The sequence below is a fragment of the Streptomyces sp. NBC_00158 genome, assembly GCF_045160885.1.
GTDB lineage: Bacteria > Actinomycetota > Actinomycetes > Streptomycetales > Streptomycetaceae > Streptomyces.
In genome coordinates this window covers 3,620,889-3,647,572 of the sequence record NZ_CP108161.1, presented here as the reverse complement: position 1 = coordinate 3,647,572, position 26,684 = coordinate 3,620,889, and the positions used below count along the sequence as shown (strand labels likewise).

The 26,684-nt window shown below is 70.7% G+C and carries 25 protein-coding genes; 11 read left to right on the top strand and 14 right to left on the bottom strand.

Features of this window, described 5'->3' with window-relative positions; all coding sequences use genetic code 11:
- Positions 1-138: 138 nt before the first annotated feature.
- Positions 139-1,590: a CCA tRNA nucleotidyltransferase gene (locus OG553_RS16760; RefSeq protein WP_405979745.1), complete on the top strand. Its 1,452-nt coding sequence runs from the start codon at positions 139-141 to the stop codon at positions 1,588-1,590.
- A gap of 49 nt (positions 1,591-1,639) precedes the next feature.
- On the opposite strand, the gene OG553_RS16755 is transcribed toward OG553_RS16760, so the two are convergent.
- The 3 genes from OG553_RS16755 to OG553_RS16745 all read right to left on the bottom strand — a co-directional run bounded on the left by OG553_RS16755 (position 1,640) and on the right by OG553_RS16745 (position 4,742).
- Positions 1,640-2,902, bottom strand: coding sequence for an MFS transporter (locus OG553_RS16755; RefSeq protein WP_405979744.1), 1,263 nt, complete (start codon positions 2,900-2,902; stop codon positions 1,640-1,642).
- Between the two features lie 103 nt (positions 2,903-3,005).
- A complete protein-coding gene (locus OG553_RS16750; RefSeq protein ID WP_405979743.1) occupies positions 3,006-4,088 on the bottom strand; it encodes an inositol-3-phosphate synthase in 1,083 nt (360 codons plus the stop codon).
- 51 nt (positions 4,089-4,139) lie between these two features.
- On the bottom strand, positions 4,140-4,742 hold the full coding sequence (locus OG553_RS16745; RefSeq protein ID WP_007265248.1) for a PadR family transcriptional regulator: 603 nt from the start codon (positions 4,740-4,742) through the stop codon (positions 4,140-4,142).
- Positions 4,743-5,014: 272 nt separating this feature from the next.
- Here OG553_RS16745 and OG553_RS16740 point away from each other — a divergent pair, with 272 nt between their 5' ends.
- Complete coding sequence (locus OG553_RS16740) at positions 5,015-7,606, top strand: transglycosylase domain-containing protein (protein WP_405979742.1); 2,592 nt, start codon at positions 5,015-5,017, stop codon at positions 7,604-7,606.
- A gap of 89 nt (positions 7,607-7,695) precedes the next feature.
- Entirely contained in the window at positions 7,696-9,180 is a 1,485-nt protein-coding gene (locus OG553_RS16735; RefSeq protein WP_405979741.1) for a glycosyltransferase family 87 protein, read from the top strand.
- 33 nt (positions 9,181-9,213) lie between these two features.
- On the opposite strand, the gene OG553_RS16730 is transcribed toward OG553_RS16735, so the two are convergent.
- From OG553_RS16730 to OG553_RS16720, 3 genes are all read right to left on the bottom strand, one after another.
- Positions 9,214-10,245 carry an alanine racemase gene (locus tag OG553_RS16730; RefSeq protein WP_405979740.1) on the bottom strand — a complete coding sequence of 344 codons (1,032 nt, stop codon included), beginning with the start codon at positions 10,243-10,245 and terminating at the stop codon, positions 9,214-9,216.
- Between the two features lie 34 nt (positions 10,246-10,279).
- On the bottom strand, positions 10,280-11,398 hold the full coding sequence (locus OG553_RS16725) for a peptidoglycan bridge formation glycyltransferase FemA/FemB family protein (RefSeq protein WP_007265252.1): 1,119 nt from the start codon (positions 11,396-11,398) through the stop codon (positions 10,280-10,282).
- A 131-nt stretch (positions 11,399-11,529) separates the two neighbouring features.
- Positions 11,530-11,853 carry a hypothetical protein gene (locus OG553_RS16720; RefSeq protein WP_405979739.1) on the bottom strand — a complete coding sequence of 108 codons (324 nt, stop codon included), beginning with the start codon at positions 11,851-11,853 and terminating at the stop codon, positions 11,530-11,532.
- 250 nt (positions 11,854-12,103) lie between these two features.
- Between OG553_RS16720 and rpsF the strand changes: the two genes are divergently transcribed.
- The 4 genes from rpsF (at position 12,104) to rplI (ending at position 13,801) form a co-directional block, all read left to right on the top strand.
- Positions 12,104-12,394 (top strand): 30S ribosomal protein S6, encoded by a 291-nt coding sequence (gene rpsF / locus OG553_RS16715; protein ID WP_007265254.1) that lies wholly within the window; start codon positions 12,104-12,106, stop codon positions 12,392-12,394.
- A 72-nt stretch (positions 12,395-12,466) separates the two neighbouring features.
- Entirely contained in the window at positions 12,467-13,057 is a 591-nt protein-coding gene (locus OG553_RS16710) for a single-stranded DNA-binding protein (protein ID WP_125813384.1), read from the top strand.
- A 42-nt stretch (positions 13,058-13,099) separates the two neighbouring features.
- Positions 13,100-13,336 (top strand): 30S ribosomal protein S18, encoded by a 237-nt coding sequence (gene rpsR / locus OG553_RS16705; protein WP_005315025.1) that lies wholly within the window; start codon positions 13,100-13,102, stop codon positions 13,334-13,336.
- 18 nt (positions 13,337-13,354) lie between these two features.
- Positions 13,355-13,801, top strand: a complete 447-nt coding sequence (rplI, locus tag OG553_RS16700; RefSeq protein ID WP_125594108.1) for a 50S ribosomal protein L9 — start codon at positions 13,355-13,357, stop codon at positions 13,799-13,801.
- A gap of 158 nt (positions 13,802-13,959) precedes the next feature.
- Here rplI and OG553_RS16695 read toward each other — a convergent pair whose 3' ends face one another.
- A complete protein-coding gene (locus OG553_RS16695; RefSeq protein WP_405979738.1) occupies positions 13,960-15,297 on the bottom strand; it encodes an MATE family efflux transporter in 1,338 nt (445 codons plus the stop codon).
- A gap of 452 nt (positions 15,298-15,749) precedes the next feature.
- Here OG553_RS16695 and dnaB point away from each other — a divergent pair, with 452 nt between their 5' ends.
- Together dnaB and OG553_RS16685 are read left to right on the top strand one after the other, a co-directional pair.
- Complete coding sequence (gene dnaB / locus OG553_RS16690) at positions 15,750-17,213, top strand: replicative DNA helicase (protein WP_042803698.1); 1,464 nt, start codon at positions 15,750-15,752, stop codon at positions 17,211-17,213.
- A gap of 9 nt (positions 17,214-17,222) precedes the next feature.
- Positions 17,223-18,608, top strand: a complete 1,386-nt coding sequence (locus OG553_RS16685; protein ID WP_405979737.1) for a serine hydrolase domain-containing protein — start codon at positions 17,223-17,225, stop codon at positions 18,606-18,608.
- Between the two features lie 24 nt (positions 18,609-18,632).
- Here OG553_RS16685 and OG553_RS16680 read toward each other — a convergent pair whose 3' ends face one another.
- The 3 genes from OG553_RS16680 to OG553_RS16670 are packed head-to-tail and all read right to left on the bottom strand — an operon-like array spanning position 18,633 to position 21,233.
- Positions 18,633-19,808, bottom strand: a complete 1,176-nt coding sequence (locus OG553_RS16680; protein ID WP_405979736.1) for a winged helix DNA-binding domain-containing protein — start codon at positions 19,806-19,808, stop codon at positions 18,633-18,635.
- Between the two features lie 54 nt (positions 19,809-19,862).
- Positions 19,863-20,324, bottom strand: coding sequence for a GNAT family N-acetyltransferase (locus tag OG553_RS16675; RefSeq protein WP_405979735.1), 462 nt, complete (start codon positions 20,322-20,324; stop codon positions 19,863-19,865).
- Between the two features lie 15 nt (positions 20,325-20,339).
- Complete coding sequence (locus tag OG553_RS16670) at positions 20,340-21,233, bottom strand: GNAT family N-acetyltransferase (protein ID WP_405979734.1); 894 nt, start codon at positions 21,231-21,233, stop codon at positions 20,340-20,342.
- A gap of 136 nt (positions 21,234-21,369) precedes the next feature.
- On the opposite strand from OG553_RS16670, the gene OG553_RS16665 reads away from it, so the two are divergent.
- Entirely contained in the window at positions 21,370-22,020 is a 651-nt protein-coding gene (locus OG553_RS16665) for an HAD family hydrolase (RefSeq protein ID WP_405979733.1), read from the top strand.
- Positions 22,021-22,161: 141 nt separating this feature from the next.
- Positions 22,162-23,346: a globin domain-containing protein gene (locus OG553_RS16660; RefSeq protein WP_405979732.1), complete on the top strand. Its 1,185-nt coding sequence runs from the start codon at positions 22,162-22,164 to the stop codon at positions 23,344-23,346.
- A gap of 33 nt (positions 23,347-23,379) precedes the next feature.
- On the opposite strand, the gene OG553_RS16655 is transcribed toward OG553_RS16660, so the two are convergent.
- The 4 genes from OG553_RS16655 to OG553_RS16640 all read right to left on the bottom strand — a co-directional run bounded on the left by OG553_RS16655 (position 23,380) and on the right by OG553_RS16640 (position 26,684).
- Positions 23,380-23,859 (bottom strand): NUDIX domain-containing protein, encoded by a 480-nt coding sequence (locus tag OG553_RS16655; protein ID WP_125813392.1) that lies wholly within the window; start codon positions 23,857-23,859, stop codon positions 23,380-23,382.
- 61 nt (positions 23,860-23,920) lie between these two features.
- Complete coding sequence (locus tag OG553_RS16650; protein WP_405979731.1) at positions 23,921-24,817, bottom strand: LysR family transcriptional regulator; 897 nt, start codon at positions 24,815-24,817, stop codon at positions 23,921-23,923.
- Positions 24,818-25,008: 191 nt separating this feature from the next.
- Complete coding sequence (locus OG553_RS16645; RefSeq protein ID WP_405979730.1) at positions 25,009-26,178, bottom strand: cystathionine gamma-lyase; 1,170 nt, start codon at positions 26,176-26,178, stop codon at positions 25,009-25,011.
- Entirely contained in the window at positions 26,175-26,684 is a 510-nt protein-coding gene (locus OG553_RS16640) for a low molecular weight protein-tyrosine-phosphatase (protein WP_405979729.1), read from the bottom strand. Before OG553_RS16640 ends, OG553_RS16645 begins: the two co-directional genes overlap by 4 nt.

Genomic DNA, 26,684 nt, shown 5'->3' with positions numbered 1-26,684 from the left:
ACGCATGGTAACGAGGCGCGCTGTGTGCGAGTGCCGCGCCTTGCTCCACACGATCGGTTCCGCTTCCGGGCCGCCGGCGGCGGGGCCGAGGTGAAACGGGGAAGCCCGTGCCGGGCGGGCCACGTACCCTTTTCTGTTGTGCCGAACGCCAATGAAGACAACCCCAGTGCCCTGAGTCAGGTGCAGCGCCGCGCGGTCAGTGAACTGCTGCGGGTCGCTCCTGTCGCCGACGAGCTCGGACGCCGGTTCCAGGAGGCGGGCTTCCGCCTCGCCCTGGTCGGCGGGTCCGTACGCGACGCGCTGCTCGGGCGTCTCGGCAACGACCTCGACTTCACCACCGACGCGCGCCCCGAGGCCGTCCTCAAGATCATGCGGCCCTGGGCGGACTCGCTCTGGGACGTCGGCATCGCCTTCGGCACCGTCGGGGCGCAGCGAGACGGATTCCAGATCGAGGTGACCACGTACCGCTCCGAGGCGTACGACCGCACCTCGCGCAAGCCCGAGGTGTCCTACGGCGACTCCATCGAGGAGGACCTGGTCCGACGGGACTTCACCGTCAACGCCATGGCCCTGGCCCTTCCGGAGCAGGAGTTCGTCGACCCGCACGGGGGTCTGGAGGACCTGGCCGCCGGCGTGCTGCGGACTCCCGGCACCCCGGAGGACTCCTTCTCCGACGATCCGCTGCGCATGCTGCGGGCCGCCCGGTTCGCCGCGCAGCTGGACTTCGAGGTCGCGCCCGAGGTCGTGTCGGCGATGAAGGCGATGTCGGACCGGATCGAGATCGTCTCGGCCGAGCGCGTGCAGGGCGAGCTGAACAAGCTGCTGCTGTCCGCACACCCCCGCAAGGGCCTGGGCCTGCTCGTGGACACCGGTCTCGCGGACCGGGTCCTGCCGGAGCTGCCGGCCCTGCGCCTGGAGCGTGACGAGCACCACCGGCACAAGGACGTCTACGACCACTCGCTGATCGTCCTGGAGCAGGCGATCGCCCTGGAGGAGGACGGCCCGGATCTGGTGCTGCGGCTGGCCGCCCTGCTGCACGACATCGGCAAGCCCCGGACCCGCCGCTTCGAGAGCGACGGCCGCGTCTCCTTCCACCACCACGAGGTGGTCGGCGCGAAGATGACCAAGAAGCGCATGACGGCGCTGAAGTACTCCAACGACATGGTCAAGGACGTGTCCCGGCTGGTGGAGCTGCACCTGCGGTTCCACGGGTACGGGGACGGGGAGTGGACGGACTCGGCGGTGCGGCGCTACGTCCGCGACGCGGGCCCGCTGCTCGACCGGCTGCACAAGCTGACCCGGTCGGACTGCACCACGCGGAACAAGCGCAAGGCCAACGCGCTCTCCCGCACCTACGACGGCCTGGAGGAGCGCATCGCGCAGCTCCAGGAACAGGAGGAGCTGGACGCGATCCGCCCCGACCTGAACGGGAACGAGATCCAGCAGATCCTGGAGGTCGGCCCCGGCCCGGTGGTGGGCAAGGCGTACGCCTTCCTGCTGGAGCTGAGGCTGGAGAACGGCCCGATGGACCGCGAGGCGGCCGTCGCGGCGCTCAAGGAGTGGTGGGCGGGTCAGGCTCCCCAGGCCTGATCTGCGATCCGTGGTGGCGATGTTTCACGTGAAACATCGCCACCATGTTTCACGTGAAACGTCGCCGCCGCAGGAAGCCGGCGGTGGCCGCGTAGAGCAGGGCCACGCTGACGAGCAGGGTGACGGACCGGCCGTCGGCGGGGAGCATGAGGGAGGCCACGGCGGCCGCTCCGACGAAGGCGATGTTGAAGAGCACGTCGTAGACGGAGAAGACCCGGCCCCTGAACTCGTCGTCCACCCGTGACTGCAGGACCGTGTCGGTGGAGATCTTGGCGCCCTGGGTGGCGAGGCCGAGGACGAAGGCGGCGACGAGCATGGGCCCGGGCGCGAAGAAGAGCCCGAGCGCGGGGACCAGGACGGCCGATGCCGCCGAGCAGACGACGATCCAGCCCAGCGGTCCGAGACGGCCCACCAGCCAGGGAGTGACGAGGGCGGCCGCGAAGAACCCGGCCCCGGACACCCCGACGGCGATCCCCAGCAGGGCCAGCCCGTCGGACTCGTTGTCCGACCAGGAGTAGCGGCAGAGCATCAGCAGCATCACGGTCAGGGCGCCGTAGCAGAACCGCATCAGGGTCATCGCGGTCAGCGCCCGCGCGGCCTCCCGGCGGTCGGCCAGGTGCCGGAGGCCCTCGGCCATGCCCCGGACCGTGAGGGCGATCCCTTCGAGGAGCGAGGGGCGCTCGGGTCCGCCGCGGTGGTCGGGGCCCAGGAGCCCGATGGCCAGGCGGAGCGAGACCAGGGCGGCGCCCAGGTAGAGCAGGGCACCGAGCAGGACGACGAGGGCGTTGGACCCCGAGGCCAGCAGCCGGACGAGGAAGGCCAGCCCTCCGCCGGCGACCGCCGCGAGGGTGCCGGCGGTGGGCGAGAGCGCGTTCGCGGTGACCAGCTGGTCGGCACGCACGACATGGGGAAGGGACGCCGCGAGCCCGGCGAGGACGAACCGGTTGACCGCCGTCACGGACAGGGCCGAGGCGTAGAAGAGCCAGTCGGGGACGTGCACGACGATCAGTACGGCGGTCACGCAGGCGAGCAGGGCCCGCAGCAGGTTGCCGTAGAGGAAGACCTGGCGTCGGCGCCACCGGTCCAGCAGCACCCCGGCGAAGGGGCCGATGGCCGAGTAGGGCAGCAGCAGTACCGCCATGGCCGAGGCGATGGCCGCCGGTGAGGTCTGCTTCTCGGGGGAGAAGACCACGTACGTCGCGAGCGCGACCTGGTAGACGCCGTCGGCCGCCTGCGAGAACAGCCGCACGGCGAGCAGGTTGCGGAAGTCCCTCAGGCGCAGGAGTACGCGCAGATCACCTACGACGGGCATGAGGGCAAGGGTCACACACACCGAGGGTCCCCGGACACATCGTCCGGGGACCCTCGGTGGAAGAACGGTCGAAGACCAGGTGTCCGGAGGACCCTTGGGGCGACTAGCGCTCGACCTCGCCCTTGATGAACTTCTCGACGTTGGCGAGGGCCTCGTCGTCGAAGTACTGGACCGGCGGGGACTTCATGAAGTAGCTGGAGGCCGACAGGATCGGGCCGCCGATGCCGCGGTCCTTGGCGATCTTCGCAGCGCGCAGGGCGTCGATGATGACACCGGCGGAGTTCGGGGAGTCCCACACCTCGAGCTTGTACTCGAGGTTCAGCGGGACGTCGCCGAACGCGCGGCCTTCGAGGCGGACGTAGGCCCACTTGCGGTCGTCGAGCCACGCGACGTAGTCGGACGGGCCGATGTGGACGTTCTTCTCGCCGAGCTCACGGTCGGGGATCTGCGAGGTGACGGCCTGCGTCTTCGAGATCTTCTTCGACTCGAGGCGGTCGCGCTCCAGCATGTTCTTGAAGTCCATGTTGCCGCCGACGTTGAGCTGCATGGTGCGCTCGAGACGGACACCGCGGTCTTCGAACAGCTTCGCCATCACGCGGTGCGTGATGGTGGCGCCGACCTGGGACTTGATGTCGTCGCCGACGATCGGGACACCGGCCTCGGTGAACTTGTCAGCCCACTCCTTGGTGCCGGCGATGAAGACCGGGAGGGCGTTGACGAAGGCGACCTTGGCGTCGATGGCGCACTGGGCGTAGAACTTCGCCGCGACCTCGGAACCGACGGGGAGGTAGCAGATCAGGACGTCGACCTGGCGGTCCTTGAGGACCTGGACGACGTCGACCGGGGCCTCGGCGGACTCCTCGATGGTCTGGCGGTAGTACTTGCCCAGGCCGTCGTGCGTGTGGCCGCGCTGAACGGTCACGCCCGCGTTCGGGACGTCGCAGATCTTGATGGTGTTGTTCTCGCTGGCGCCGATGGCGTCGGAGAGGTCGAGGCCGACCTTCTTCGCGTCGACGTCGAACGCGGCGACGAACTCGATGTCGCGCACGTGGTAGTCGCCGAACTGGACGTGCATCAGCCCGGGGACCTTGGACGCCGGGTCGGCGTCCTTGTAGTACTCGACGCCCTGCACCAGCGAGGCGGCGCAGTTACCCACGCCGACGATGGCTACGCGAACCGAACCCATTCCGGTTGCTCCCTGTTTGTTCTCGGAAACGAGGCCTGCGAGATACAGGCCTCACTTTGCAGTTTCGTCGGGCGGTCCGGGTCGTCTCCGATCCCGTCCCGCCCGCTCGCTCTCGATGAGCTCGTTGAGCCAGCGCACTTCACGCTCGACGGATTCCATTCCGTGCCGCTGCAGTTCGAGCGTGTAGTCGTCCAGGCGCTCCCGTGTACGGGCGAGCGAGGCGCGCATCTTCTCCAGGCGCTCCTCCAGCCGGCTTCGGCGGCCCTCCAGTACCCGCATCCGCACGTCCCTCTCGGTCTGGCCGAAGAAGGCGAAGCGGGCGGCGAAGGACTCGTCCTCCCATGTGTCGGGGCCGGTGTGGGAGAGGAGCTCTTCGAAGTGCTCCTTACCTGCTGCCGTCAACCGGTAGACGATCTTGGCGCGGCGCCCTGCGAGTGAAGCGGCGAGAGCGTCTTCCGGGGCGTTCCCCGGTTCTTCGATCAACCAGCCGTTTGCGACCAGAGTCTTGAGGCAGGGGTAGAGAGTCCCGTAGCTGAACGCCCTGAACACCCCCAGCGAGGTGTTGAGCCGCTTGCGGAGCTCGTAACCGTGCATGGGGGATTCGCGAAGCAGGCCGAGGACGGCGAACTCGAGGATGCCGGAGCGCCTGCTCATCCGCCTCCCTCTCTCTGCTTCGGAGTCTATGTCGAGCTGATGTATCGGCTCGATACATCCAGACGATAGAACGGGCTGCCCGAAGCGACAAGCGATGACGTGGTGACCGGCGTCACATCACTGATTCGTACGACGCAAGTTGCCTGATTTGGGGTGAACTTCGGCACTGGTTGGGTTTTGGCCGTGCGTAGTCTGTGCGGCAGGACCACCGGGGGGAACCGGAATCACCTGCCGCTTCCAGGCCACTCGCCTGCCCGAGGAGTAGTCGTTCGATGAGCGAGCACCGCCGTAAACCGCCGCAGCCCCAGGGCGGCGGCCGCGCCGCGTCCCGCAGGGCCGCCCCGCAGCGCCCCGGCCGTGGCGCCGGACCGGGCCGTGACGTCCCCGCGGCGCCGCCCGGCGGACCGTATGCGGAACACACGGCGCACGGGAGCCGCGCCGATGCCCGCCGGGCTGCCCAGCGGAGCCCAGCCGGCCGAGGACGCGCAGGTGGGAAGGGGGGCAGGGGCGGCAAGGGAGGCGGTCGGTTCATCGACTACCCGCGTGCCGGCAAGGTCGGCTGGAAGCGCTTCGTGCCTTCGTGGAAGCTGGTCGGCGGTACCTTCCTGGGCTTCTTCGCGGTGATCTTCGCGGGGGCCGGCATCGGTATCGCGAGCGTGGGCACCCCGGACGCGAACAAGGCCGCCAAGGCCCAGAACAACGTCTTCCAGTGGGCCGACGGCACCCAGATGGTCGCCACCGGCGGCACCACGAACAGGCAGATCGTCCCGATCGACCAGATTCCCCTGTCCATGCGGAACGCAGTGATCGCGGCCGAGAACGAGTCGTTCGAGACGGACAAGGGCGTCGACCCGATGGGCATCGCGCGTGCCGTGGTGAACATGGCCACGGGCGGTTCGACCCAGGGCGGCTCGACCATCACCCAGCAGTACGTCAAGAACACCTACCTCGACTCCGAACAGACCCTCAAGCGCAAGGTCACCGAGCTCTTCATCGCGATCAAGCTGGGGGTCAGCGAGGAGAAGGACGTCGTCCTCGCCGGCTACCTGAACACCGCCTACTACGGCCGGGACGCCTACGGCATCCAGGCGGCCGCCCGCGCCTACTTCGGCAAGGACGCCAAGGACATCAACCCGTCCGAGAGCGCTTTCCTCGCCTCCATGCTCAAGGGCCCGAACCTCTACAACCCGGACGGCGGCATCGGTACGGCCGCCACCCCGGAGGCCAACGAGAAGCGCGCCCGGCTCCGCTGGGCCTGGGTGCTCGACCGCGAGGTCGCGGTCGGCCGCATGGCGCAGTCCGAGCGCGACAAGTACAAGGAGTTCCCCGCCCGGGTGGACTCCGAGCAGGCCCGCGGGATGTCCGGCCAGACCGGCTACCTCGTCGAGGTGGCCAAGCAGTACGTCATGAAGACCACCGGCATCACCGCCGAGAAGATGGCGCTCGGCGGCTACACGATCACCACCACCTTCGAGAAGCCCAGGGTGGACGCCCTGGTCAAGGCGGTGGAGGACACCCGCAACGACTTCCTCGACGAGAAGAAGCGGCCCCAGTACGACACCTTCGTCCAGTTCGGCGCCGCCTCCGTGGACGTGAAGACCGGGGCGATCGTGGCCCTGTACGGCGGGCCCGGCTGGGACCACAAGTACTTCGCCAACAACGCCAACACCTCCGGCGTCCCCGTCGGCTCGACCTGGAAGCCCTACGTCCTGGCGGCCGCCATGCAGTACGGCACGCAGAACTCCAAGGGCTCGGGCATCTCGGTCGACAGCAAGTACAACGCCGACGACCTCACCGTGATCAACGACCGCTCGGGCAAGCCGCTGCTGGGCTCCGACGGCCAGCCGTTCCGCCAGAAGAACGAGAACGAGTACCCGTACGGCTACGTGACCCTCAACGAGGCGATGGAGAAGTCCATCAACGTGCCGTTCGCCCAGCTCGTCTTCGACGTCGGCCACCGCAAGGTCCGTGACGTCGCGAAGTCGACCGGGATCCTGGAGGAGTCGATGGACAAGAACAACAACGCCTCCTTCGCCCTCGGCACCTCGACGCCCAGTGCCATCCGCATGGCCGACTCCTACGCCACCTTCGCCGCCTCCGGCACCCACCGGGAGCCCTTCTCCGTGAAGAAGGTCGTCCAGGCCGGCAAGGAGGTGCCCGGCTTCGAGCCGCCCAAGGAGTCCCGCGCCATGGACGACTCCATCGCGGACAACGTCACCAAGGTCCTGCGCAACGTCGTCGAGAACGGCACCGGCACCAGGGCGAAGAAGCTGGGCCGGCCCGCGGCCGGCAAGACCGGCACCACCGACCAGAACAAGTCGGCCTGGTTCGTCGGCTACACCCCGGAGCTGTCCACCTCGGTCACCCTCTTCCGCAACGACCCGACCTCCAAGAACAAAGAGCTCATGTCGATGAACCGCGTGGGCGGGGTCGACTCCATCCACGGTGGTGACATCCCGGCGGTCATCTGGACCGAGTACATGCGCGAGGCGCTCAAGGGCACCCCGGTCAAGCAGTTCCCGGAGGCCGAGGACATCGGTGTCATCGCGGACGCGGCGGGCGCCCCCCAGCCCACCCCCTCGGCCGTGCCCTCGCCCTCCGTCTCGGTATCGCCCTCGCCCAGCACCTCGCCCTCGGTGTCCCCGTCGCCGTCCGGCAACGGCAAGCCGACCTGCAAGCCCAGGCCCTGGAACCTGAACTGCGACCCGACGGTCACCGGCGGCGCGAACGCGGGCACCGACGCCGGAACCGGCCCCGGAGGGTCCCAGGACGGCGGCACGAGCACGATGCCCTCCCCGCCCACGCGCCCCGGCCGCCCGGGCGGATCCAGCAACTGGGGCAGCATCATGGGCGCCTCCGGCTGACCCCGTCCCCCTACCGCACCCGAGAGGGCCGTCGCACACCGTGCGGCGGCCCTCCCCCGTGTACGGCGCGGTACGGCAGGATGGGCGCCATGACCAAGGTGCACGAGGACCACCCCGTACCACCCACCCGGCACGACGAGGTCGCCGCCGCCGGCAGCGAGTTCATCGGGGGACCGGTCGGACGCCGCGCCCGGCTGGGCGGCCACTGGCTGAGCCCGGTCCGGGTCGTCGTCCTCGTGGCCCTCGGCATGTTCGCGCTGGGCATGGTCCAGAAGCTGCCCTGCTACGACTGGGCCTGGTTCCAGGGAGCGGGCTCGCAGTACACCCACGCCTGCTACTCCGACATCCCGCACCTGTACTCCGCCCGCGGCTTCGCCGACGGCCTCGTGCCCTACCGCGACGAGTTCCCCGACATCGCGACCGACCCGAAGTTCGGGGGCATGAAGTACCTGGAGTACCCGGTGCTGACCGGGGCCTTCATGCAGGTCGCCTCCTGGATGACGCCCACCGCCGGCTCCATCCAGCACCGCGAGCAGATGTACTGGATGGTCAACGCGGGCATGCTGATGGCCTGCGCCGCCGTCATCGCCGTCTGCGTCGCCCGCACCCACCGGCGCAGGCCCTGGGACGCCCTGCTCCTCGCCCTGGCACCGGCCTTCGCGCTCAACGCCACCATCAACTGGGACCTGCCGGCCGTGGCCCTCACCGCCGTCGCGATGCTGATGTGGTCGCGCGGCCGGCCCCTGCTCGCCGGTGTCTCCATCGGCCTGGCGACCGCGGCCAAGCTCTACCCCGTCCTGCTGCTCGGCGTGCTGTTCGTGCTCTGCTGGCGGGCCGGGAAGTGGCGGGCGTTCGGCGCCGCGGCCCTCGGCGCGGCCGTGTCATGGCTGCTGGTGAACGGCCCGGTCATGTACTTCGCCTGGGACGGCTGGAAGCGGTTCTACGAGTTCAGCCAGGAGCGGCCCATCGACTTCGGCTCCGTCTGGCTGCTCATCTCCCAGCGCACCGGGAACCCCCTCGAAGGGGCCAACACGTACGCGACCGGGCTCACCCTCCTGCTGTGCCTCGCCATCGGACTGCTCACCCTGACGGCCCCCCGGCGCCCGCGCTTCGCCCAGCTGGCCTTCCTGGTGGTCGCCGCGTTCATCCTGGCCAACAAGGTGTACTCGCCGCAGTACGTGCTGTGGCTCGTCCCGCTCGCCGCGCTGGCCCGCCCCCGCTGGCGGGACTTCCTGATCTGGCAGGCGGGCGAGGTCGCGTACTTCCTCGGGATCTGGTTCTACCTCGCCTACACGAGCAGCGGGGACAAGCACCAGGGCCTGCCCGTGGAGGGCTACCAGCTCGCCATCACCGCCCACCTGCTGGCCACGCTGTACCTGTGCGCCGTCGTCGTACGCGACATCCTGCTGCCCGAACGCGACGTCGTGCGGCGCGACGGCTCGGACGACCCCTCCGGGGGCGTCCTGGACGGGGCCGAGGACGTCTTCACCCTCTCGGAACGGCCGAAGGCGCCGCAGTACGCGGCGCCTTCGGAGGGACAGCGGGTCGCCTGGGGAGTGGACCCCAGGGACTGACCGGGCCGGCGGGCCCGGGGGCCGGGGCCCGGCTCAGGAGTCGAGCACCCGGTCGAACTGCGTCGTGGTGTGGCGCAGGTGGGCCACCAGCTCGTCGCCCACCTTCGGCTCCGTCGAGTCCGAGGGCACGAACAGGATCGACACCTGCATGTGCGGCGGCTCGGCGAACCATCGCTGCTTGCCCGCCCAGACGAAGGGCGACAGGTTCCGGTTGACCGTGGCCAGACCGGCCCGGGCGACGCCCTTGGCGCGCGGCATCATCCCGTGGAGGGCCTTGGGGGCCTCCAGACCCACGCCGTGGGAGGTGCCGCCCGCGACCACGACCAGCCAGCCGTCGGAGGCGGCCTTCTGCTGGCGGTAGCCGAAGCGGTCGCCCTTGGCGACGCGGGTGACGTCCAGGACGGAGCCCCGGTACTGGGTCGCGTCGTGGTCGCCGAGCCACAGGCGGGTGCCGATGCGGGCCCGGAAACGGGTCTGCGGGAACTGCTGCTGCAGCCGCGCCAGCTCCTCGGCCCGCAGGTGGCTGACGAACATGGTGTGCAGCGGCAGCCGGGCCGCGCGCAGCCGGTCCATCCAGCCGATGACCTCCTCGACGGCGTCCGAGCCGTCGGGGCGGTCCAGCGGCAGGTGCAGGGCGAAGCCCTCCAGGCGGACGTCCTCGATCGCCGCCTGGAGCTGGCCGAGGTCCTGCTCGGAGATGCCGTGGCGGCGCATCGAGCTCATGCACTCGATGACCACACGGGCTCCGACCAGGCCGCGGACCCCGTCCACCGATGCCACCGACCGGATCACCCGGTCGGGCAGCGGTACCGGGTCCTCGCCCCGCCGGAACGGGGTGAGGACGAGCAGGTCGCCGCCGAAGTGGTCCTTGATGCTCGCGGCTTCGTACGTGGTGCCGACGGCCAGGATGTCGGCGCCCATCCGGGTCGCCTCCTCGCACAGCCGCTCGTGGCCGAAGCCGTAGCCGTTGCCCTTGCAGACCGGGATCAGACCGGGGAACTGGTCCGTGATCTGCTTCTGGTGCGCACGCCAGCGCGCGGTGTCGACGTAGAGCGTGAGCGCCATGCCCGTCCGGAACCTCTCTCGAAAAACAGCTGGGTCAGCGGCGCGACATGTAGATGTCGAGCGCCTTGTGCAGCACCTTGTTGAGCGGGAAGTCCCACTCGCCGACGTACTCGACGGCCTCGCCGCCCGTACCGACCTTGAACTGGATCAGGCCGAACAGGTGGTCGTTCTCGTCCAGCGTGTCAGAGATGCCGCGCAGGTCGTAGACGCTGGCCCCCAGCGCGTACGAATCGCGCAGCATGCGCCACTGCATCGCGTTCGAGGGGCGGACCTCGCGCTTGTGGTTCGCGGAGGCGCCGTACGAGTACCAGACGTGCTGGCCGACCGTGATCATCGTCGCGGCGGCCAGCGGCTCGCCCTCGTGCTTGGCGATGTACAGGCGCATGCGGTTGGGGTCCTCGGAGTTGAGGGCCGTCCACTGGCGCTGGAAGTAACTGAGCGGGCGCGGGCGGAACTTGTCGCGCTCGGCCGTGATCTCGTAGAGGTACTGCCAGGTCGGCAGGTCCTCGTAGCCGCCCTGGACGACCTCGACGCCGGCCTTCTCGGCCTTCTTGATGTTGCGGCGCCACAGCTGGTTGAAGCCCTTGAGGACGTCGTCCAGGGAGCGGTTGGCCAGCGGGACCTGGAACACGTAGCGGGGCTGGACGTCGCCGAAGCCGGCGCCGCCGTCCTCGCCCTGCTGCCAGCCCATGCGGCGCAGCTTGTCGGAGACCTCGAAGGCGCGGGGCTCGATGTGCGAGGCCTCGACGTCGCGCAGGCGCTTGACCTCGGGGTCCTGGATGCCGGCCTTGATGGCGGCCGAGTTCCAGCGGCGGATGACGACGGGCGGACCCATCTTCACGGTGAAGGCGCCCTGCTGCTTGAGGTGGGCCAGCATCGGCTGGAGCCACTCGTCCAGGTTCGGGGCGTACCAGTTGATGACCGGGCCCTCGGGGAGGTACGCGAGGTACCGCTTCACCTTGGGCAGCTGGCGGTACAACACGAGCGCGACACCGACGAGTTCGCCGTTCTTGTCGAACCAGCCGAGGTTCTCCGAACGCCACTCGTTCTTGACGTCGGCCCATGCCGGGACCTGGCAGTGGCTAGCCGAAGGCAGGCTCTGGAGGTACGCCAGATGCTGCTCTCGGCTGATGGTGCTCAGGGACAGGCTCATGCGGGGTGTCTCCTCCGGCGGCTTCGCTGCTATGGCGCGAAGCCTACTGCGACGGTGGCGCCACCCATCTGGGGGACAGGCCGGTGCCTGGGCCGGAGGGAGGCCGGCGCCCCGTCGCGGAGGTCCCCCGGTCAGCCCAGCCAGCCGCCGAAGAGGCCGCCGTGCGCCATTCCGAGCATGAAGCCGATGGCAGACGCGCCAAGGCCGATGATCAGCGCGAAGCGCTCGCGGGTGGTGGCGGAGATGAACTGTCCGTACAGCCCGGTCCCGATCCCGATCAGCCCGGCCCAGGAGCTGAGCAGGTGCAGATTGTGGAAGAACGCAGTGACGAACGCCACGGCGCCGAGGACCAGGGTGACCACCATGAGGGTGTCCTGGACCGGATGGGGCTTGCCGTCGGTGGACAAGAGGGAGATCGGCGGGCGCGAGGACTGGCCGTGCATTGCCTGTGCCATCGGAAGGCACCTCCTGGCTGACGCAGAGCGGTGCGCGGCGCCGCCTCCGGCCTGGGGCGGGGGGTACGGCACCGGACACACCCGATGGATACAGATTGTGGCCCTCTCCTGCCGGATTTCAACCGGAAGGACGCGAGCAGGTAGTCTGTACAGCTGCGCGGTGTCTGCTCTCGGACGCCGTGCGCACGCATCACGACCCTCCTGCCACGGAACGACCGTGGCCGCTGAGTCCAAAGGAGGTGGGTTCCACATGCGTCACTACGAAGTGATGGTCATCCTCGACCCCGATCTCGAGGAGCGCGCTGTCGCCCCCCTGATCGAGAACTTCCTTTCCGTCGTCCGTGAGGGCAACGGAAAGGTCGAGAAGGTCGACACCTGGGGCCGTCGTCGTCTCGCTTACGAGATCAAGAAGAAGCCCGAGGGCATCTACTCGGTCCTCGACCTGCAGGCCGAGCCTGCGGTCGTCAAGGAGCTCGACCGCCAGATGAACCTGAACGAGTCGGTTCTCCGGACCAAGGTCCTCCGCCCCGAGACCCACTGAACTCCGGTTCAGCGGTAATCGGGACCGAGTAGCACAGCAGCCCAGCAGCAATCCCCGCCGAGAGGTTCATCCATGGCAGGCGAGACCGTCATCACGGTCGTCGGCAATCTCGTCGACGACCCCGAGCTGCGCTTCACCCCCTCGGGTGCGGCGGTCGCGAAGTTCCGTGTCGCGTCCACCCCCCGCACCTTCGACCGCCAGACCAACGAGTGGAAGGACGGCGAGAGCCTGTTCCTGACCTGCTCGGTGTGGCGGCAGGCGGCTGAGAACGTCGCCGAGTCCCTTCAGCGGGGCATGCGCGTCATCGTGCAGGGCCGGCTGAGGCAGCGGTCCTACGAGGACCGTGAGGGTGTCAAGCGCACGGTCTACGAGCTGGACGTCGAGGAAGTCGGCCCCAGCCTGAAGAACGCCACGGCCAAGGTCGCCAAGACCACCGGTCGCGGTGGCCAGGGTGGATACGGCGGCGGCGGTCAGCAGCAGCAGGGCGGTGGCGGCGGCTGGGGCGGAGCCCCCAGCAACGGGCCCCAGGGCGGCGGAGCTCCCTCCGACGACCCGTGGGCGTCCAGCGCGCCGGCCGGCGGCCAGCAGGGCGGCGGCGGGGGCGGCTGGGGCGGAAGCTCCGGCGGCTCCGGCGGTGGCTACTCGGACGAGCCGCCCTTCTAGGGCAGCTCCTTCCAAACTTCTTGATCACACAGGAGAGACACAATGGCGAAGCCGCCTGTGCGCAAGCCTAAGAAGAAGGTCTGCGCGTTCTGCAAGGACAAGACCGCGTACGTGGACTACAAGGACACGAACATGCTGCGGAAGTTCATTTCCGACCGCGGCAAGATCCGTGCCCGCCGCGTTACCGGCAACTGCACGCAGCACCAGCGTGACGTCGCCACGGCCGTGAAGAACAGCCGTGAGATGGCGCTGCTGCCCTACACGTCCACCGCGCGATAAGGAAAGGGTGACCGACTAATGAAGATCATCCTGACCCACGAGGTCTCTGGCCTCGGCACCGCCGGCGATGTCGTCGACGTCAAGGACGGTTACGCTCGCAACTACCTGGTCCCGCGTGGTTTCGCGATCCGCTGGACCAAGGGTGGCGAGAAGGACGTGGCGCAGATCCGCCGCGCCCGCAAGATCCACGAGATCGCGACCATCGAGCAGGCCAACGAGGTCAAGGCCAAGCTCGAGGGCGTGAAGGTCCGTCTGGCCACCCGCGCGGGTGACGCCGGTCGTCTCTTCGGTTCCGTCACCCCGGCCGACATCGCTTCCGCGGTCGAGGCTTCCGGTGGCCCCAAGGTCGACAAGCGTCGCGTGGAGCTGGGCTCCCCGATCAAGACCCTCGGTTCGTACCAGGTCTCCGTGCGTCTGCACGCCGAGGTCGTCGCGAACGTGGGCATCGAGGTCGTCGCCGCCTAAGGGCAGCGCATGAAGGGCCGCACCCTCCGGGGTGCGGCCCTTCGTCGTTTCCGGGGCCGTTCCGTTCTCGTGGCTCTCGCCGTTCTCACGTAGGCCCCGGGGGATGTTTCACGTGAAACCGGGGGACGTTTCACGTGAAACATCCCCCGTTCACCGGGTCACCGGGTGGCTCCAGCGACCAGCCAGCGGCCGGAGCGGGCGCGGAGCTGGAGGGTGGCCATCCGGACCAGCATCATGAGCGTCATGGCCCACCAGAGCGCCGTCAGCCCGCCGCCCAGGGCGGGGACCAGGAGCGCGGCCGGGGCGAAGACGGCCAGGGTCAGCAGCATCGCCCAGGCCAGGTAGCGCCCGTCGCCGGCTCCCATCAGCACTCCGTCCAGGACGAAGACGACCCCGCAGACGGGCTGGCCCAGGGCCACGACCAGCAGGGCGGGCAGCAGTGCGTCCTCGACCACGGGGTCGCTGGTGAACAGCGGGATGAACACGGGACGGGCCAGGACGACGAGCAGGCCCAGGACGACGCCCGAGACCACGCCCCACATCAGCATCCGCCGGCAGACGGCCTTGGCCCCCTCGGTGTCGCCCGCACCCAGGTAGCGGCCGATGATGGCCTGGCCGGCGATGGCGATCGCGTCCAGGGCGAAGGCGAGCAGGCTCCAGAGGGACAGCAGGATCTGGTGGGCGGCGATGTCGGCGTCCCCCAGCCGGGCCGCCACGGCGGTCGCGATCATCAGGATGGCGCGCAGGGACAGGGTGCGGACCAGCAGCGGTGCACCGGCCTGGGCGCAGGCGCGGATGCCGGCCGCGTCGGGCCGCAGGGAGGCGCCGTGGCGCTTCGCGCCGCGGACGACCACGAAGAGGTACGCGCCGGCCATGGCGAACTGGGCGATCACCGTGCCCCAGGCCGAGCCCGCGATGCCGAGGCCGGCGCCGTAGACCAGGGCCACGTTGAGGGCGCCGTTGAGGGCGAAGCCTCCGATGGCCACGTAGAGCGGCGTACGGGTGTCCTGGAGGCCGCGGATGACACCGGTGGCCGCGAGGACCATGAGCATGGCCGGGATGCCGAGCGCGGAGATCCGAAGATACGTTTCCGCGTACGGGGCGGCGGTCTCCGAGGCTCCGAAGAGCGAGACCAGGCCGGGCGCCGTGAGCATGACGGCGACGAGTACGGCGATGCCGAGCAGCAGGGCGAGCCAGATGCCGTCCATGCCCTGCCGGATGGCTGCCTGGAGGTCGCCCGCGCCGACGCGCCGGGACACGGCCGCGGTGGTGGCGTAGGCGAGGAAGACGAAGACGCTCACGGCGGTGGTCAGGAGCGCCGCCGCGACGCCGAGGCCGGCCAGCTGGGGGGTGCCGAGGTGTCCCACGATGGCGCTGTCGGCCATCACGAAGAGCGGCTCGGCCACGAGGGCGCCGAAGGCCGGTACGGCCAGCGCGAGGATCTCGCGGTCGTGCCGTCTCGTGGCCGGCTTCGCGGTGGTGGGGGCCTGTGTCATGTGCTCAATCTAATCTTCCACAGGTAACGGACACAAGGGCATTTGGATCCTTACCAAGCCTCTGACTTGGGCGTTCTTTCCGGCCCGTTGGGGGCGATCTTGAGACAGTGGCCAAGAATTTTCCGCGGGACCGCCGCTGGAAGAGGAAACCGCAGGTCAGGTGGGGTGTCCGGAGGGGGTGGGTGATTTTGTCCACAGCGTCGTCCCCCGCTCTGTGCACAGCTTCGGGCGACTTACCCACAGCATTGGCTCCGTCGTCCACATCTCATCCACACAGCCTGTGGATAACAAGATTGGCTGACGTCGCCCGCGGCCCTACCGTTGTGCGTTGCCCGACGCGCCCACAGCCGTTTCGGGTGTCCCAAATGTCAGAGCCGTGTCGTAGAAAGATTGCCACGGCGAGGTCCGCGTTGCGGACGGGAGGAGGTGGCCCGGTGAGCATGCCCGAGCCCATGGACGACCCCTGGGCCGACAGTGGTCCCAGTGACCGTCTGCCCGCCCGCTCGCGACGGGGCGGCGAAGGCCGCGGTCGCGGGGACGACCAGCAGGACCGGGGCCGCGAGGGCGGCTCCTGGGACGGCGGAGGGGGCGGCTTCGAGCGCGTCCCGCCGCAGGACCTGGACGCCGAGCAGTCGGTGCTCGGCGGCATGCTGCTGTCCAAGGACGCGATCGCCGACGTGGTCGAGGTCCTCAAGGGCCACGACTTCTACCGGCCCTCGCACGAGACGATCTACCAGGCCATCCTCGACCTGTACGCGAAGGGCGAGCCCGCCGACCCGATCACGGTCGGCGCCGAGCTGACCCGCCGCGGTGAGATCAGCAAGGTCGGCGGCGCCTCGTACCTGCACACCCTGGTGCAGTCCGTGCCGACCGCGGCGAACGCCGAGTACTACGCGGAGATCGTCCACGAGCGGGCCGTCCTGCGCCGTCTCGTCGCTGCCGGTACGAAGATCACGCAGATGGGCTACGCGGCGGACGGCGATGTCGACGAGATCGTCAACAGCGCCCAGGCCGAGATCTACGCCGTCACCGAGCAGCGGACCTCCGAGGACTACCTGCCGCTCGGCGACATCATGGAGGGCGCGCTCGACGAGATCGAGGCCATCGGCTCGCGCTCCGGCCAGATGTCCGGCGTACCGACCGGCTTCACCGACCTCGACTCCCTGACCAACGGGCTGCACCCGGGCCAGATGATCGTCATCGCCGCCCGCCCCGCCATGGGCAAGTCGACGCTCGCGCTGGACTTCGCCCGCGCCTGCTCCATCAAGAGCAACCTGCCGAGCGTCATCTTCTCCCTCGAAATGGGCCGCAACGAGATCGCCATGCGCCTGCTCTCGGCGGAGGCCCGGGTGGCGCTGCACCACATGCGCTCGGGCACCATGACCGACGACGACTGGACCCGGCTCGCCCGCCGGATGCCGGACGTCTCGGCCGCCCCGCTGTACATCGACGACTCCCCCAACCTGTCGATGATGGAGATCCGGGCCAAGTGCCGTCGGCTCAAGCAGCGCAACGACCTCTCCCTCGTCGTCATCGACTACCTCCAGCTGATGCAGTCGGGCGGCTCGCGCCGGCCCGAGAGCCGCCAGCAGGAGGTCTCGGACATGTCCCGAAACCTCAAGCTGCTGGCCAAGGAGCTCGAGGTGCCGGTGATCGCGCTCTCCCAGCTGAACCGTGGCCCCGAGCAGCGCACCGACAAGAAGCCGATGGTCTCCGACCTGCGTGAGTCCGGCTCGATCGAGCAGGACGCCGACATGGTGATCCTGCTGCACCGCGAGGACGCGTACGAGAAGGAGTCGCCCCGCGCGGGCGAGGCGGACCTGATCGTCGCCAAGCACCGAAACGGTCCGACGGCCACCATCACCGTCGCTTTCCAGGGCCACTATTCGAGGTTCGTGGACATGGCCAACACGTAGCATCCGATCATGGACGCGCTCTCCGAAGACCTGGAACTCCTCCCCGCCACCCGGCGTGCCCTGCGGCACCGGGTCGCCGTCGCCCAGCGCGACGGCCGGTCCCCCTCGCTGGTGGCGGCCGTCGTACGCGGCGGGGAGGTGGTCTGGGAGGGCTCCCGGACCTGCGTGGAGGGCCACGGGCCGGACGGGAACGTGCAGTACCGGATCGGCTCGATCACCAAGACCTTCACCGCCGTACTCGTCATGCGGCTGCGGGACGAGGGCCTGCTGGACCTTTCGGACCCGCTGGGCAAGCACCTGCCCGGGAGCGGTGTGGACGAGGTGACCATCGCCCAGCTGCTGGCCCACACCTCGGGGCTCGCGGCGGAGACCCCGGGCGAGTGGTGGGAGCGATCGTCGGCGGCGCTGCGGCCCGAGCTCGCCGACGTGCTCGGCGAGGAGCCGTTCAAGCACGTGCCGGGGACCCGGTTCCACTACTCCAACCCCGGCTACACCCTGCTGGGTTCGCTCGTGGAGGCGCTCCGCGGCAAGCCGTGGGAGGAAGTGCTGCGGGCCGAGGTGCTGGAGCCTTTGGGGCTCGCCCGGACGAGCGGCCTGCCGCAGGCCCCGCACGCGGGCGGCTGGGCGGTGCACCCGTGGGCGGACGTGATGATGCCGGAGCCGGCCGAGGACCTGGGGCTGATGGCGGCGGCCGGCCAGCTGTGGTCCACCACGGGCGACCTGGCCCGGTTCGCGCGGTTGCTGATGCGGGGCGACGACCGGGTGCTGAGCGCCGGGAGCGTCCGGGAGATGCGTACGTCGATGGCGCCGCCGGAGCCCGGCTCCGCCGACCTCGGGTACGGGCTGGGACTCCAGCTGGCGGACCAGGGCGGGCGCCGGCTCGCCGGGCACGGCGGCTCGCTGCCCGGGTTTGTCGCGGGCCTCTGGTTCAGCGAGGCGGACGACGTGGCGGCGGTCGTACTGGCCAACTGCACCTCGGGCCTGCCCGCCTCGACGGTCGCCGCCGACCTCATCGCGATCGTCGCGGAGGCGGAGCCGCGGATCCCCGAGCCGTGGCGTCCGTTCAAGGAGGACGACCAGGTGCCGCTGGAGCTGTGCGGCCCCTGGTACTGGGGCACTTCGGCCCAGATCCTGCGGCTCGGCCAGGACGGCTCGCTGGAGCTGAGCCCGGTCGGCGCCACCGGCCGCCCGGCCCGTTTCCGCGCCGAACCGGACGGCACCTGGACCGGCCTGACGGGTTATTACGCGGGCGAGACGCTGCGGGCGGTCCGGCGTGAGGACGGCTCCGTCAGCCACCTCGACCTCGCGTCGTTCGTCTTCACCCGTGAGCCCTACGACCCGACGGCCCCGGTGCCCGGCGGGGCCGACCCGCAGGGCTGGCGCGGCGTCGGCTGACCCCCGGCGGGCCCGGTGCCCGGCTCAGGCGACGAGCTCGCGCTCCAGCGGGGTGCGGAAGCGGGGGGTTACACGGGCCTCGCCCACCCAGTCGGCGAGCCGGGCGGCCTCGGCGGCGACCGCCTCCTCGGCCTCCCGGCCGGGGCTGCCCAGCAGCCGCCAGACGATCTCCCCGTCGGAGCGCTGGGCCCAGCCGCCGACGATCTCGCCGTTCCACCACACGGTCGGCCCGATGTTGCCCGCGTAGTCGAACAGCGCCGGACGATGGGCGGGGTCGAGGTGGAAGCCCCGGTCCGCCCAGCCCATGGCGCTGGGATCGAGACCCGGCAGCAGAGCGGCCCAGGGCTCGGGGGCCGGTTCGGGCCCTGTGTCACCCGGGCAGACGAGCGCCGTGCCGCCGTCGTCGAGGCGCACCTGCTCGGGGCCCACGGCGGCCAGGGCCTTGCGCACGTCGGTGAGGCTCCAGCCGGTCCACCACTTGAGGTCGGCCTCGGTGGCCGGGCCGTATGCGTGGAGCCAGCGGCGGGCCAGTTCGGCACGGGCTTCGGCGGCGGGCACGGCGGCCCAGGGCTGCGTGTGCACCCAGCGGAACTGGCTGGAGGTCCACGTCCCGCGCGGCCGGTCCCGGCGGATGCGGCCGTCGGCGGCCAGGAGGCGGATGACGCGGGTGGCGACACCCGTCTCGGTCTCGTACTTCTTTCCCCGGCCGATGGTGATCTTCTGCCGCAGGGCGGGCACGGCCGCGGAGATCTGGCTGCCCGCGGCGGCGCCCAGGGCGTCGAGCGCGTCGAGGGCGGAGGCCTCGGCCTTCTCCAGCCAGTCGGCGTCGAGCCCCTGACCGTCCTCCGCGAGGTGCTTGAGGAAGGTCCGGCGTTCCTTCACGGCGATGCCCCGGGCGGTGGACGAGTCCACGTACGGGGCGAGCTCGGTGGAGACGGCGAAGAGGGTGTTGCGCATGCTGAGCATGCGGACGACGCTCACGTCCTCGTACAGCGCCCGCTCGACCGTGGCGGGGCCGCCGTCGGCCAGCCGGGCGCGGACGGAGAGGAAGACGGTGGCGGCGTCCGTGGCGTGCAGGGCGACCACGGCGTCCGCGGCCTGGCCCGTGGTGGCCGCGCGGACGGAGGGGGCGAGGCGGTGCCGCCGGCCCAGCCGGTGGCGACGCTCGGTGGTGGTGACGAGGGGGAGGCCGGTGCTCATCCTCCCGATCGTAGGCCGGGCCGCCGACAGCGGCCCGGCCCGTGCCGGGACCGCTCAGAGCTGGAGCTTGAACCCCACGTGGGAAGCCGTGAAGCCGAGCCGCTCGTAGAACCGGTGGGCGTCGGTGCGGGTCACGTCCGAGGTGAGCTGGACCAGCGCGCAGCCCTCCTGCCGGGACCGCTCGACGGCCCATTCGACGAACCGGGTCCCGAGGCCGCTGCCGCGCTCGTCGGCGTGGACCCGGACGCCTTCGATGATGGAGCGGGTGGTGCCCCTGCGGGACAGCCCGGGGACGATCGTGAGCTGGAGGGTGCCCACGACGCGCTCGCCGCGGACCGCCACGACCACGTGCTGGTGGGGATCGTCGGTCAGCCGCTTCAGCGCCGTGGCGTACGGGGCCAGGTCGTCCGGGGACTCACGGGTGGCGCCGAGCGGATCGTCGGCCAGCATGGCGACGATGGCGGACAGATCGGCCTCGGTGGCCGGGCGGATGGTGAGCTCGGGGGCTCCGGTCATGGGAATCTCCTCGTTTCAGCCGGCGGCGACGGTGAGCGGTGCCCAGCGGCGGGACCAGTCGCCGGGGAGGCCAGGGATGTCCCGGGTCATGACGGAGTTGAAGGCGACGGACCCCAGTCCGCGCTCCTTGAGCCAGGCGAGGAGTTCCTCGTGGCGTACGTCGACGTCGGTGCGCAGGTCCCGTCCGGTGCCGGCCGCCAGCGCGGACACCAGGGTCTTGGCGGTGGCGGTGTCCCGGGCGATCAGGGGGCCGACGACATGCGTGTCCATGTTGGGCCAGATCGCGGCGTAGCCGATGAGGGAGCCGGAGCGGTCCTCGGCGACGAGGAGCCTGTCGGTGAAGGCCGGGAGCCGGGTGATGAGGTGGGTCCGGTCGGTGCCGAACACTTCGTTGTCCAGCCGGACGATCCCCTGGAGGTCCTCGGCGGTGGCCGGACGGACACGGACGCCGGCGGGGCCGGTGGCGGGACCGTCCGGCTCGGGTCGGAAGGCGCCCCGGAGCATCTCGGCGCGGCCCGTGGTGTCGAAGCCGAGCTCCTCGTAGAGCGGGCGGCCGTACGGGGTGGCGTGCAGGGTGAGCGGGACGCCGGCGAGCACGTCGTCGCACACGTGCTTCATGAGGCGCCGGCCCAGGCCCTTGCGGGCGTACCGGTCGGCGACGAGGACCATCCCGATGGCGGCGAGGTCGGGCTTCGCTCCGATGTCTCCGTACCGGGTGACGACGCAGGCGGCGGCGAGACCCTGGCCGTCGGGTGCGTCGATGCCGTAGCCGTCGCCGGCGGCGAGGAGCAGCCCCCACTTGTGGTCCTCGCGCGGCCAGCCGCGGTCCTCGGACAGGTCGGCGCAGTGACGGAGGTCTTCCATGGTCAGCGCGCGGATCGGCAGGTCGGTGAGCGGTGGTGGTGTCACCGGCCCAGAGTGGATCATCGGCTCGTGGCGAGTCCAGGGAATTGAAGGATCCGGGCACCGGATGTTTCACGTGAAACATCGACGGTTTCACGTGAAACATCGGCCTCGCCGGACGGAGCGGATAGCCTCGGCAGCTATGACTTCGCTGCACTTGTTCGACCTCGACGGCACCCTGATGTACGGCTCTGCCGCCCCGGTGGAGATCTCCCGGCAGCTCGGTGTGGAGACCGGGATCGCCGAGCTGGAGCGGGCCTTCGGCGCGCAGGAGATCGGGCCGCACGAGTTCTCGGTCGCGGCCCGGGAGCTGTGGGCGGACCTGACTCCCGAGCACGTCCGGGCGGCCTTCGACGGGTCGCCGTGGCTGGCGGGCATCCAGGAGGTCTGGACGGAGATCCGCGAGCGCGGTGACTACTGCGCGGTGATCTCGCTGTCCCCCTCGTTCTTCGTCGAACTGCTGCTGGAGTGGGGGGCGCACGCCGCGCACGGCTCGGTCTTCCCGGCGGTGCCCTTCACCCGCCCCGTTGACGTGACCGGGATCCTGACACCCGAGCGCAAGGTGGAGGTCGCGGACTCGCTGTGCGCGCGGTTCGGAGTGGGCCGGGCCGACTGCGTCGCGTACGGGGACTCGATGACCGACGCGGTGCTCTTCGAGGCGGTGCCGCGCTCGGTAGCGGTGAACGCGCGGCCCTATCTGGCGGCGCGGGCCACGCACGTCTACCAGGGCCGGGACCTCCGGGAGGCATACCAGCTCGTGGGCGCGGCGCGCCCGGGAGTCGAGGCATCTTAAGGGGAAAAGGGGGTTCGAAACCCCGTTTCCTCCATTCCTCCGCAGCGCTCTCGGTCGGCTGGCACGCTGTGGAACCCGGAACCACGGATTCGAGGCCGTGGCGTGTGAGACCCGACCGAGATGCTCGAAGCGAGGCACCGCATGGACGCTCCGCCCACCAGATCGGCCAGACCGACGGGCCGGATACCCTCCGGGGGCGGTGCGATCGAGCCCTCCCCGGACGCCGTGCTCATCCGCCGGACCCTTGCCGAGATCGCACCCGTCGCGGACAAGGTGACCTCGTACTTCTACGCCCTGGTGTTCACGGGGCACCCTGAGGTCCGTGAGATGTTCCCGGCGGCCATGGACGTCCAGCGCGACCGGCTGCTGAAGGCCCTGCTGACCGCCGCGGAGCACATCGACGACCCTGCGGTGCTGACCCCGTACCTGCGCCGCCTCGGTGCCGGACACCGCAAGTACGGCACCGTGTCCGCCCACTACCCGGCGGTCGGGGAAGCGCTGATCGGCGCGCTGGCCCGGTACGCGGAACTCACCTGGGGGCCGGAGACCGAGGCGGCGTGGGTCCGCGCGTACACCGCCATCTCGCAGACGATGATCGACGCGGCGGCGGATGACGAGGCCAAGGCGCCGGCCTGGTGGCACGCCGAGGTGGTCTCGCACGACCTGCGCACCTCGGACATCGCCGTGCTGACGGTCCGCCCCGACCAGCCGTACCCGTTCCTCGCCGGCCAGTACACGAGTCTGGAGACCCCTTGGTGGCCGCGGGTCTGGCGGCACTACTCCTTCGCCTCGGCGCCCCGCGCGGACGGACTGCTGTCCTTTCACGTCAAGGCCGTTCCGGCGGGCTGGGTCTCCAACGCCCTGGTGCGGCACGCCAGGCCGGGCGACGTCCTGCGGCTGGGACCGCCGGCCGGTTCGATGGTGGTGGACCACAGCACCGACAACGGGATGCTGTGCCTGGGCGGCGGTACCGGCATCGCCCCGATCAAGGCGCTGATCGAGGACGTCGCCGAGCACGGCGAGCGGCGCCCGGTGGAGGTCTTCTTCGGGGCGCGCAGCGACCACGACCTGTACGACAAGGACACCCTGCTCGGGTTGCAGCGCTCCCACCCGTGGCTGTCGGTCCGCCCGGTGATCGGCGAGGGCCTGGCCGGACAGCTGCCGCAGGCGGTCGGTGAGCACGGGCCCTGGCGCTCATACGACGCCTTCATCTCGGGGCCGCCGGCGATGGTCCGCAGCGGTGTGGACGCGCTCAAGCGGATCGGGATCCCCGGTGAGCGCATCCGCTTCGACGCCCTGGAGGAGCTGGCGGGCGTGGCGGGCTGATCAGGGCCAGGCCCGCCCGTCCCCTCGGTGTCCTCAGCCCAGATCGGGGGCGTGCATGGCGCGCACCCCCTCGATGTTGCCGTCGAGGTAGTGGCGCAGTGACAGCGGAACCAGGTGGACGGCGGCGATGCCCACCCGGCTGAAGGGCACGCGGACGATCTCGTACTCGCCCTGGGGCTCGTCGACCTCGGGACCGTGGCGCAGGCCGGGGTCCATGGACGCGAGCCGGCAGACGAAGAAGTGCTGCACCTTCACCCCGGTCACTCCCCCGGAGGCGATGTGCTCGACGGTGTCGACGAAACAGGGCACCACATCGGTGATCTTGGCGCCGAGCTCTTCGTGGAGCTCACGGTGGAGGGCTTCGACGACAGTGCTGTCCGAAGCTTCGACACCGCCGCCGGGCGTGAGCCAGTACGGGTCGACGCCGGGCTTGGTGCGCTTGATGAGGATCAGGTCGTCACCGTCGAGCAGGATCGCGCGGGCGGTGCGTTTGACCACGGGACGTTCGGTCATGGGAGAAGAGTGGCCCACGTCCGCCCTTCCGAAACGCGCCGTCGTCCGAAACCCGAGGGGCTCACCAGTGCACGGCGGCGCGCAGCAGGCAGTCGTGGGCCCGGGCGAGGTGGGCGAGCGCCAGGCTGCCAGCCCGTACGACGAGGAACCAGGTGCGCAGCGGTGGCACGGCGGGCTCCAGCAGGGAGACGACCTCACCGCGGTCGAGGGCTTCCTGGCACAGGTAGCGGGGCAGGACGGCGAGTCCGGCTCCGGCCCGGACGCACCCCAGTACCGCCCGCAGGTCGGGGGCCACGACGGTGGCGGCGGAGTCGGGCACGGAGTCGAAGACGGCGGCCCAGTAGCGGGTGACCAGGGGCAGGCTCTCGTGGACCTCGACGACCGGGATCCCGTCGAGCGCGGCGGGGCCCGAAGCACCCAGTGCGGCGGGGTCGGCCAGGGCGGCCCAGTAGGGAGCGGCGACCAGTACCTGTTCCTCGTCGCAGAGGGCGGTCGTGGTGAAGGGGCCACCGCGCGGCCGGGCGGTGGTGACGACCAGGTCGTGCTGCCCGGCGGCCAGACCGGCGAGGTTCTCCTCGGAGCCGGGCGCGAGGGCGGTCCGCAGGGTCTGGCCCTGGCCGACCAGGGGCGCCAGGGCCGGCAGTACGCGCAGGCAGAGGAACTCCGGGGGCCCGGCGAGGTGCAGGGTCCGCAGGGCCCCGGCGGCCTCCCGCTCGGTCTCGGCGATCCGGAGCAGCGCGTCTAGGTGCGGGGCGGCCTTGTGGGCGAGTTCGTCGCCGACCGCCGTGGGCGTGACGCCCCGGGCGCGCCGGTGGAACAGGGGCCTGCCGAGTTGCCGTTCGAGCGTGCGGATCTGTGAGGTGACGGCGGGCTGTGACAGCCCGAGGTGCGCGGCGGCCCGGGTGAACGAGCCGGCCCGGTGCACGGCGACGAAGGTGCGCAGCAGGGCCAGGTCCATGGCGGCCCCTCTCGGTGGGGGCCTTCAACTATAAATATGCCGATAGGCCCCTGTCGTTACCGTGATTGGACTCTGACGCAGAGTCAACTAGCCTTGTCGGCGTGGTTCTTCTCTCGGGGAACCCGGGGCGGTCCGAGCCACCAGGGGGGAGGCTCGGACCGCCCTGATGCGCCCTGATGCGCCCCGGGCGTTCATGCCCCGGCGGCAGCGGAATCCAGGGCCCGGAGCACGTCGGCGACCAGGTCCTCGGGGTCCTCGACGCCGGCGGAGAAGCGGATGAAGCCCTCCGGCACGTCGTCACCACCCCAGCGGCCGCGCCGTTCCGCGGTGGAGCGGACTCCGCCGAAGCTGGTGGCGTCCTCGACCAGGTGCAGGGCGGTCATGAAGCGTTCCGCGTGCGCGCGGTCCGGGAGGGTGAACGAGACCACCGAGCCGAAGCCGCGCATCTGCCGGGCGGCCGTCTTGTGGGAGGGGTCCGAGGGGAGCCCCGGGTAGCGCACCCCGGTGACCTCGGGCCGGTCTGCGAGTGCCTCGGCCACCGCCAGCGCGTTGCCCCACTGGCGCCCGGCCCGCAACTGGATGGTGGCCAGGGAACGGTGGGCCAGCCAGGCCTCCATGGGACCCGGGATCGCCCCGACGATCTTGCGCCAGCGGCGGACGGCCGCGGCGAGCTCCGGGTCGCGGCAGACGACGTAGCCGAGCAGCAGGTCCCCGTGGCCGGTGAGCCCCTTGGTGCCGCTGGCGACCGAGAAGTCGGCGCCCAGCTCCAGGGGCCGCTGACCGAGCGGGGTGGCGAGGGTGTTGTCGACGGCGACCAGGGCCCCCGCCGCGTGTGCGGCCGCCACGAGACGGCGTACGTCACAGACGTCGAGCCCCGGGTTGGACGGGGTCTCGATCCACAGCAGCCGGGCCCCGTCGAGGGCGGCGAGCTGCGCGTCCTGGCCGGTCGGCGCGGTGCGCACGCGGACTCCGTACGCTTCGAGCTGCTCGCGCACCAGGGGCAGTGCCTGGTAGCCGTCGGAGGGCAGGACGACCGTCTCCGCGGTGCGTGCCTGGGAGAGCAGGACGGCGGAGACGGCCGCCATGCCGGAGGCGAAGACGACGGTCTCCACCGCTTCCCCGGGTGCCTCCAGCTCCCCGATGGCCCGTTCCAGCAGGGTCCACGTGGGGTTCGTGTCACGGCCGTAGGCGTACGGGCCCGAGACCTCGCCGGGGAGGTGGAAGTGCGCGGCGAAGACCGGGCCGGGCAGCGGCGGTTCGTTCTTGACGGGCTCGGGCAGTCCGGCGCGTACGGCGCGCGTACCGTCGCCGTACCGGTCGGCCGGGGCCGGGGTCGTACCGCCGGGGGTGCGCTCGTTCACGGGGTGGGCTCCTTCACGGCGGTGCGTACGGCGTCCAGCAGGCCGGTGCTCGCGGCCTCGACCAGGGCCAGGCACTCCTCGAACCCGTCGAACGGGCCGTAGTACGGATCGGGCACGTCCGCCGCGCCCGGTGCCCCGGTCCCGGTGGACCGGGCCGCCGGGTCGTACGAGCGCAGCAGCCGGACCTTGGCGGCGGCCTGAGGGGTGGGCGCGAGTGCGCGCAGGTCCCGCAGGTGGCCGGCGTCGAGGGCGATGACGAGGTCGAGGCGGTCGAACCACGAGGCCCTGAACTGCCGGGCCCGGTGGTCCTGCTCGTACCCGGCGGCCTCCAGCACGGCGACGGTGCGCGGGTCGGCGCCGTCGCCCTCGTGCCAGCCGCCGGTGCCGGCGCTGTCCACCTCGACCAGCCCGCCGAGTCCTGCCTCGGCGACGCGGGCGCGGAAGACCGACTCGGCCATGGGGGACCGGCATATGTTGCCGGTGCAGACGAAGCACACGCGGTACAT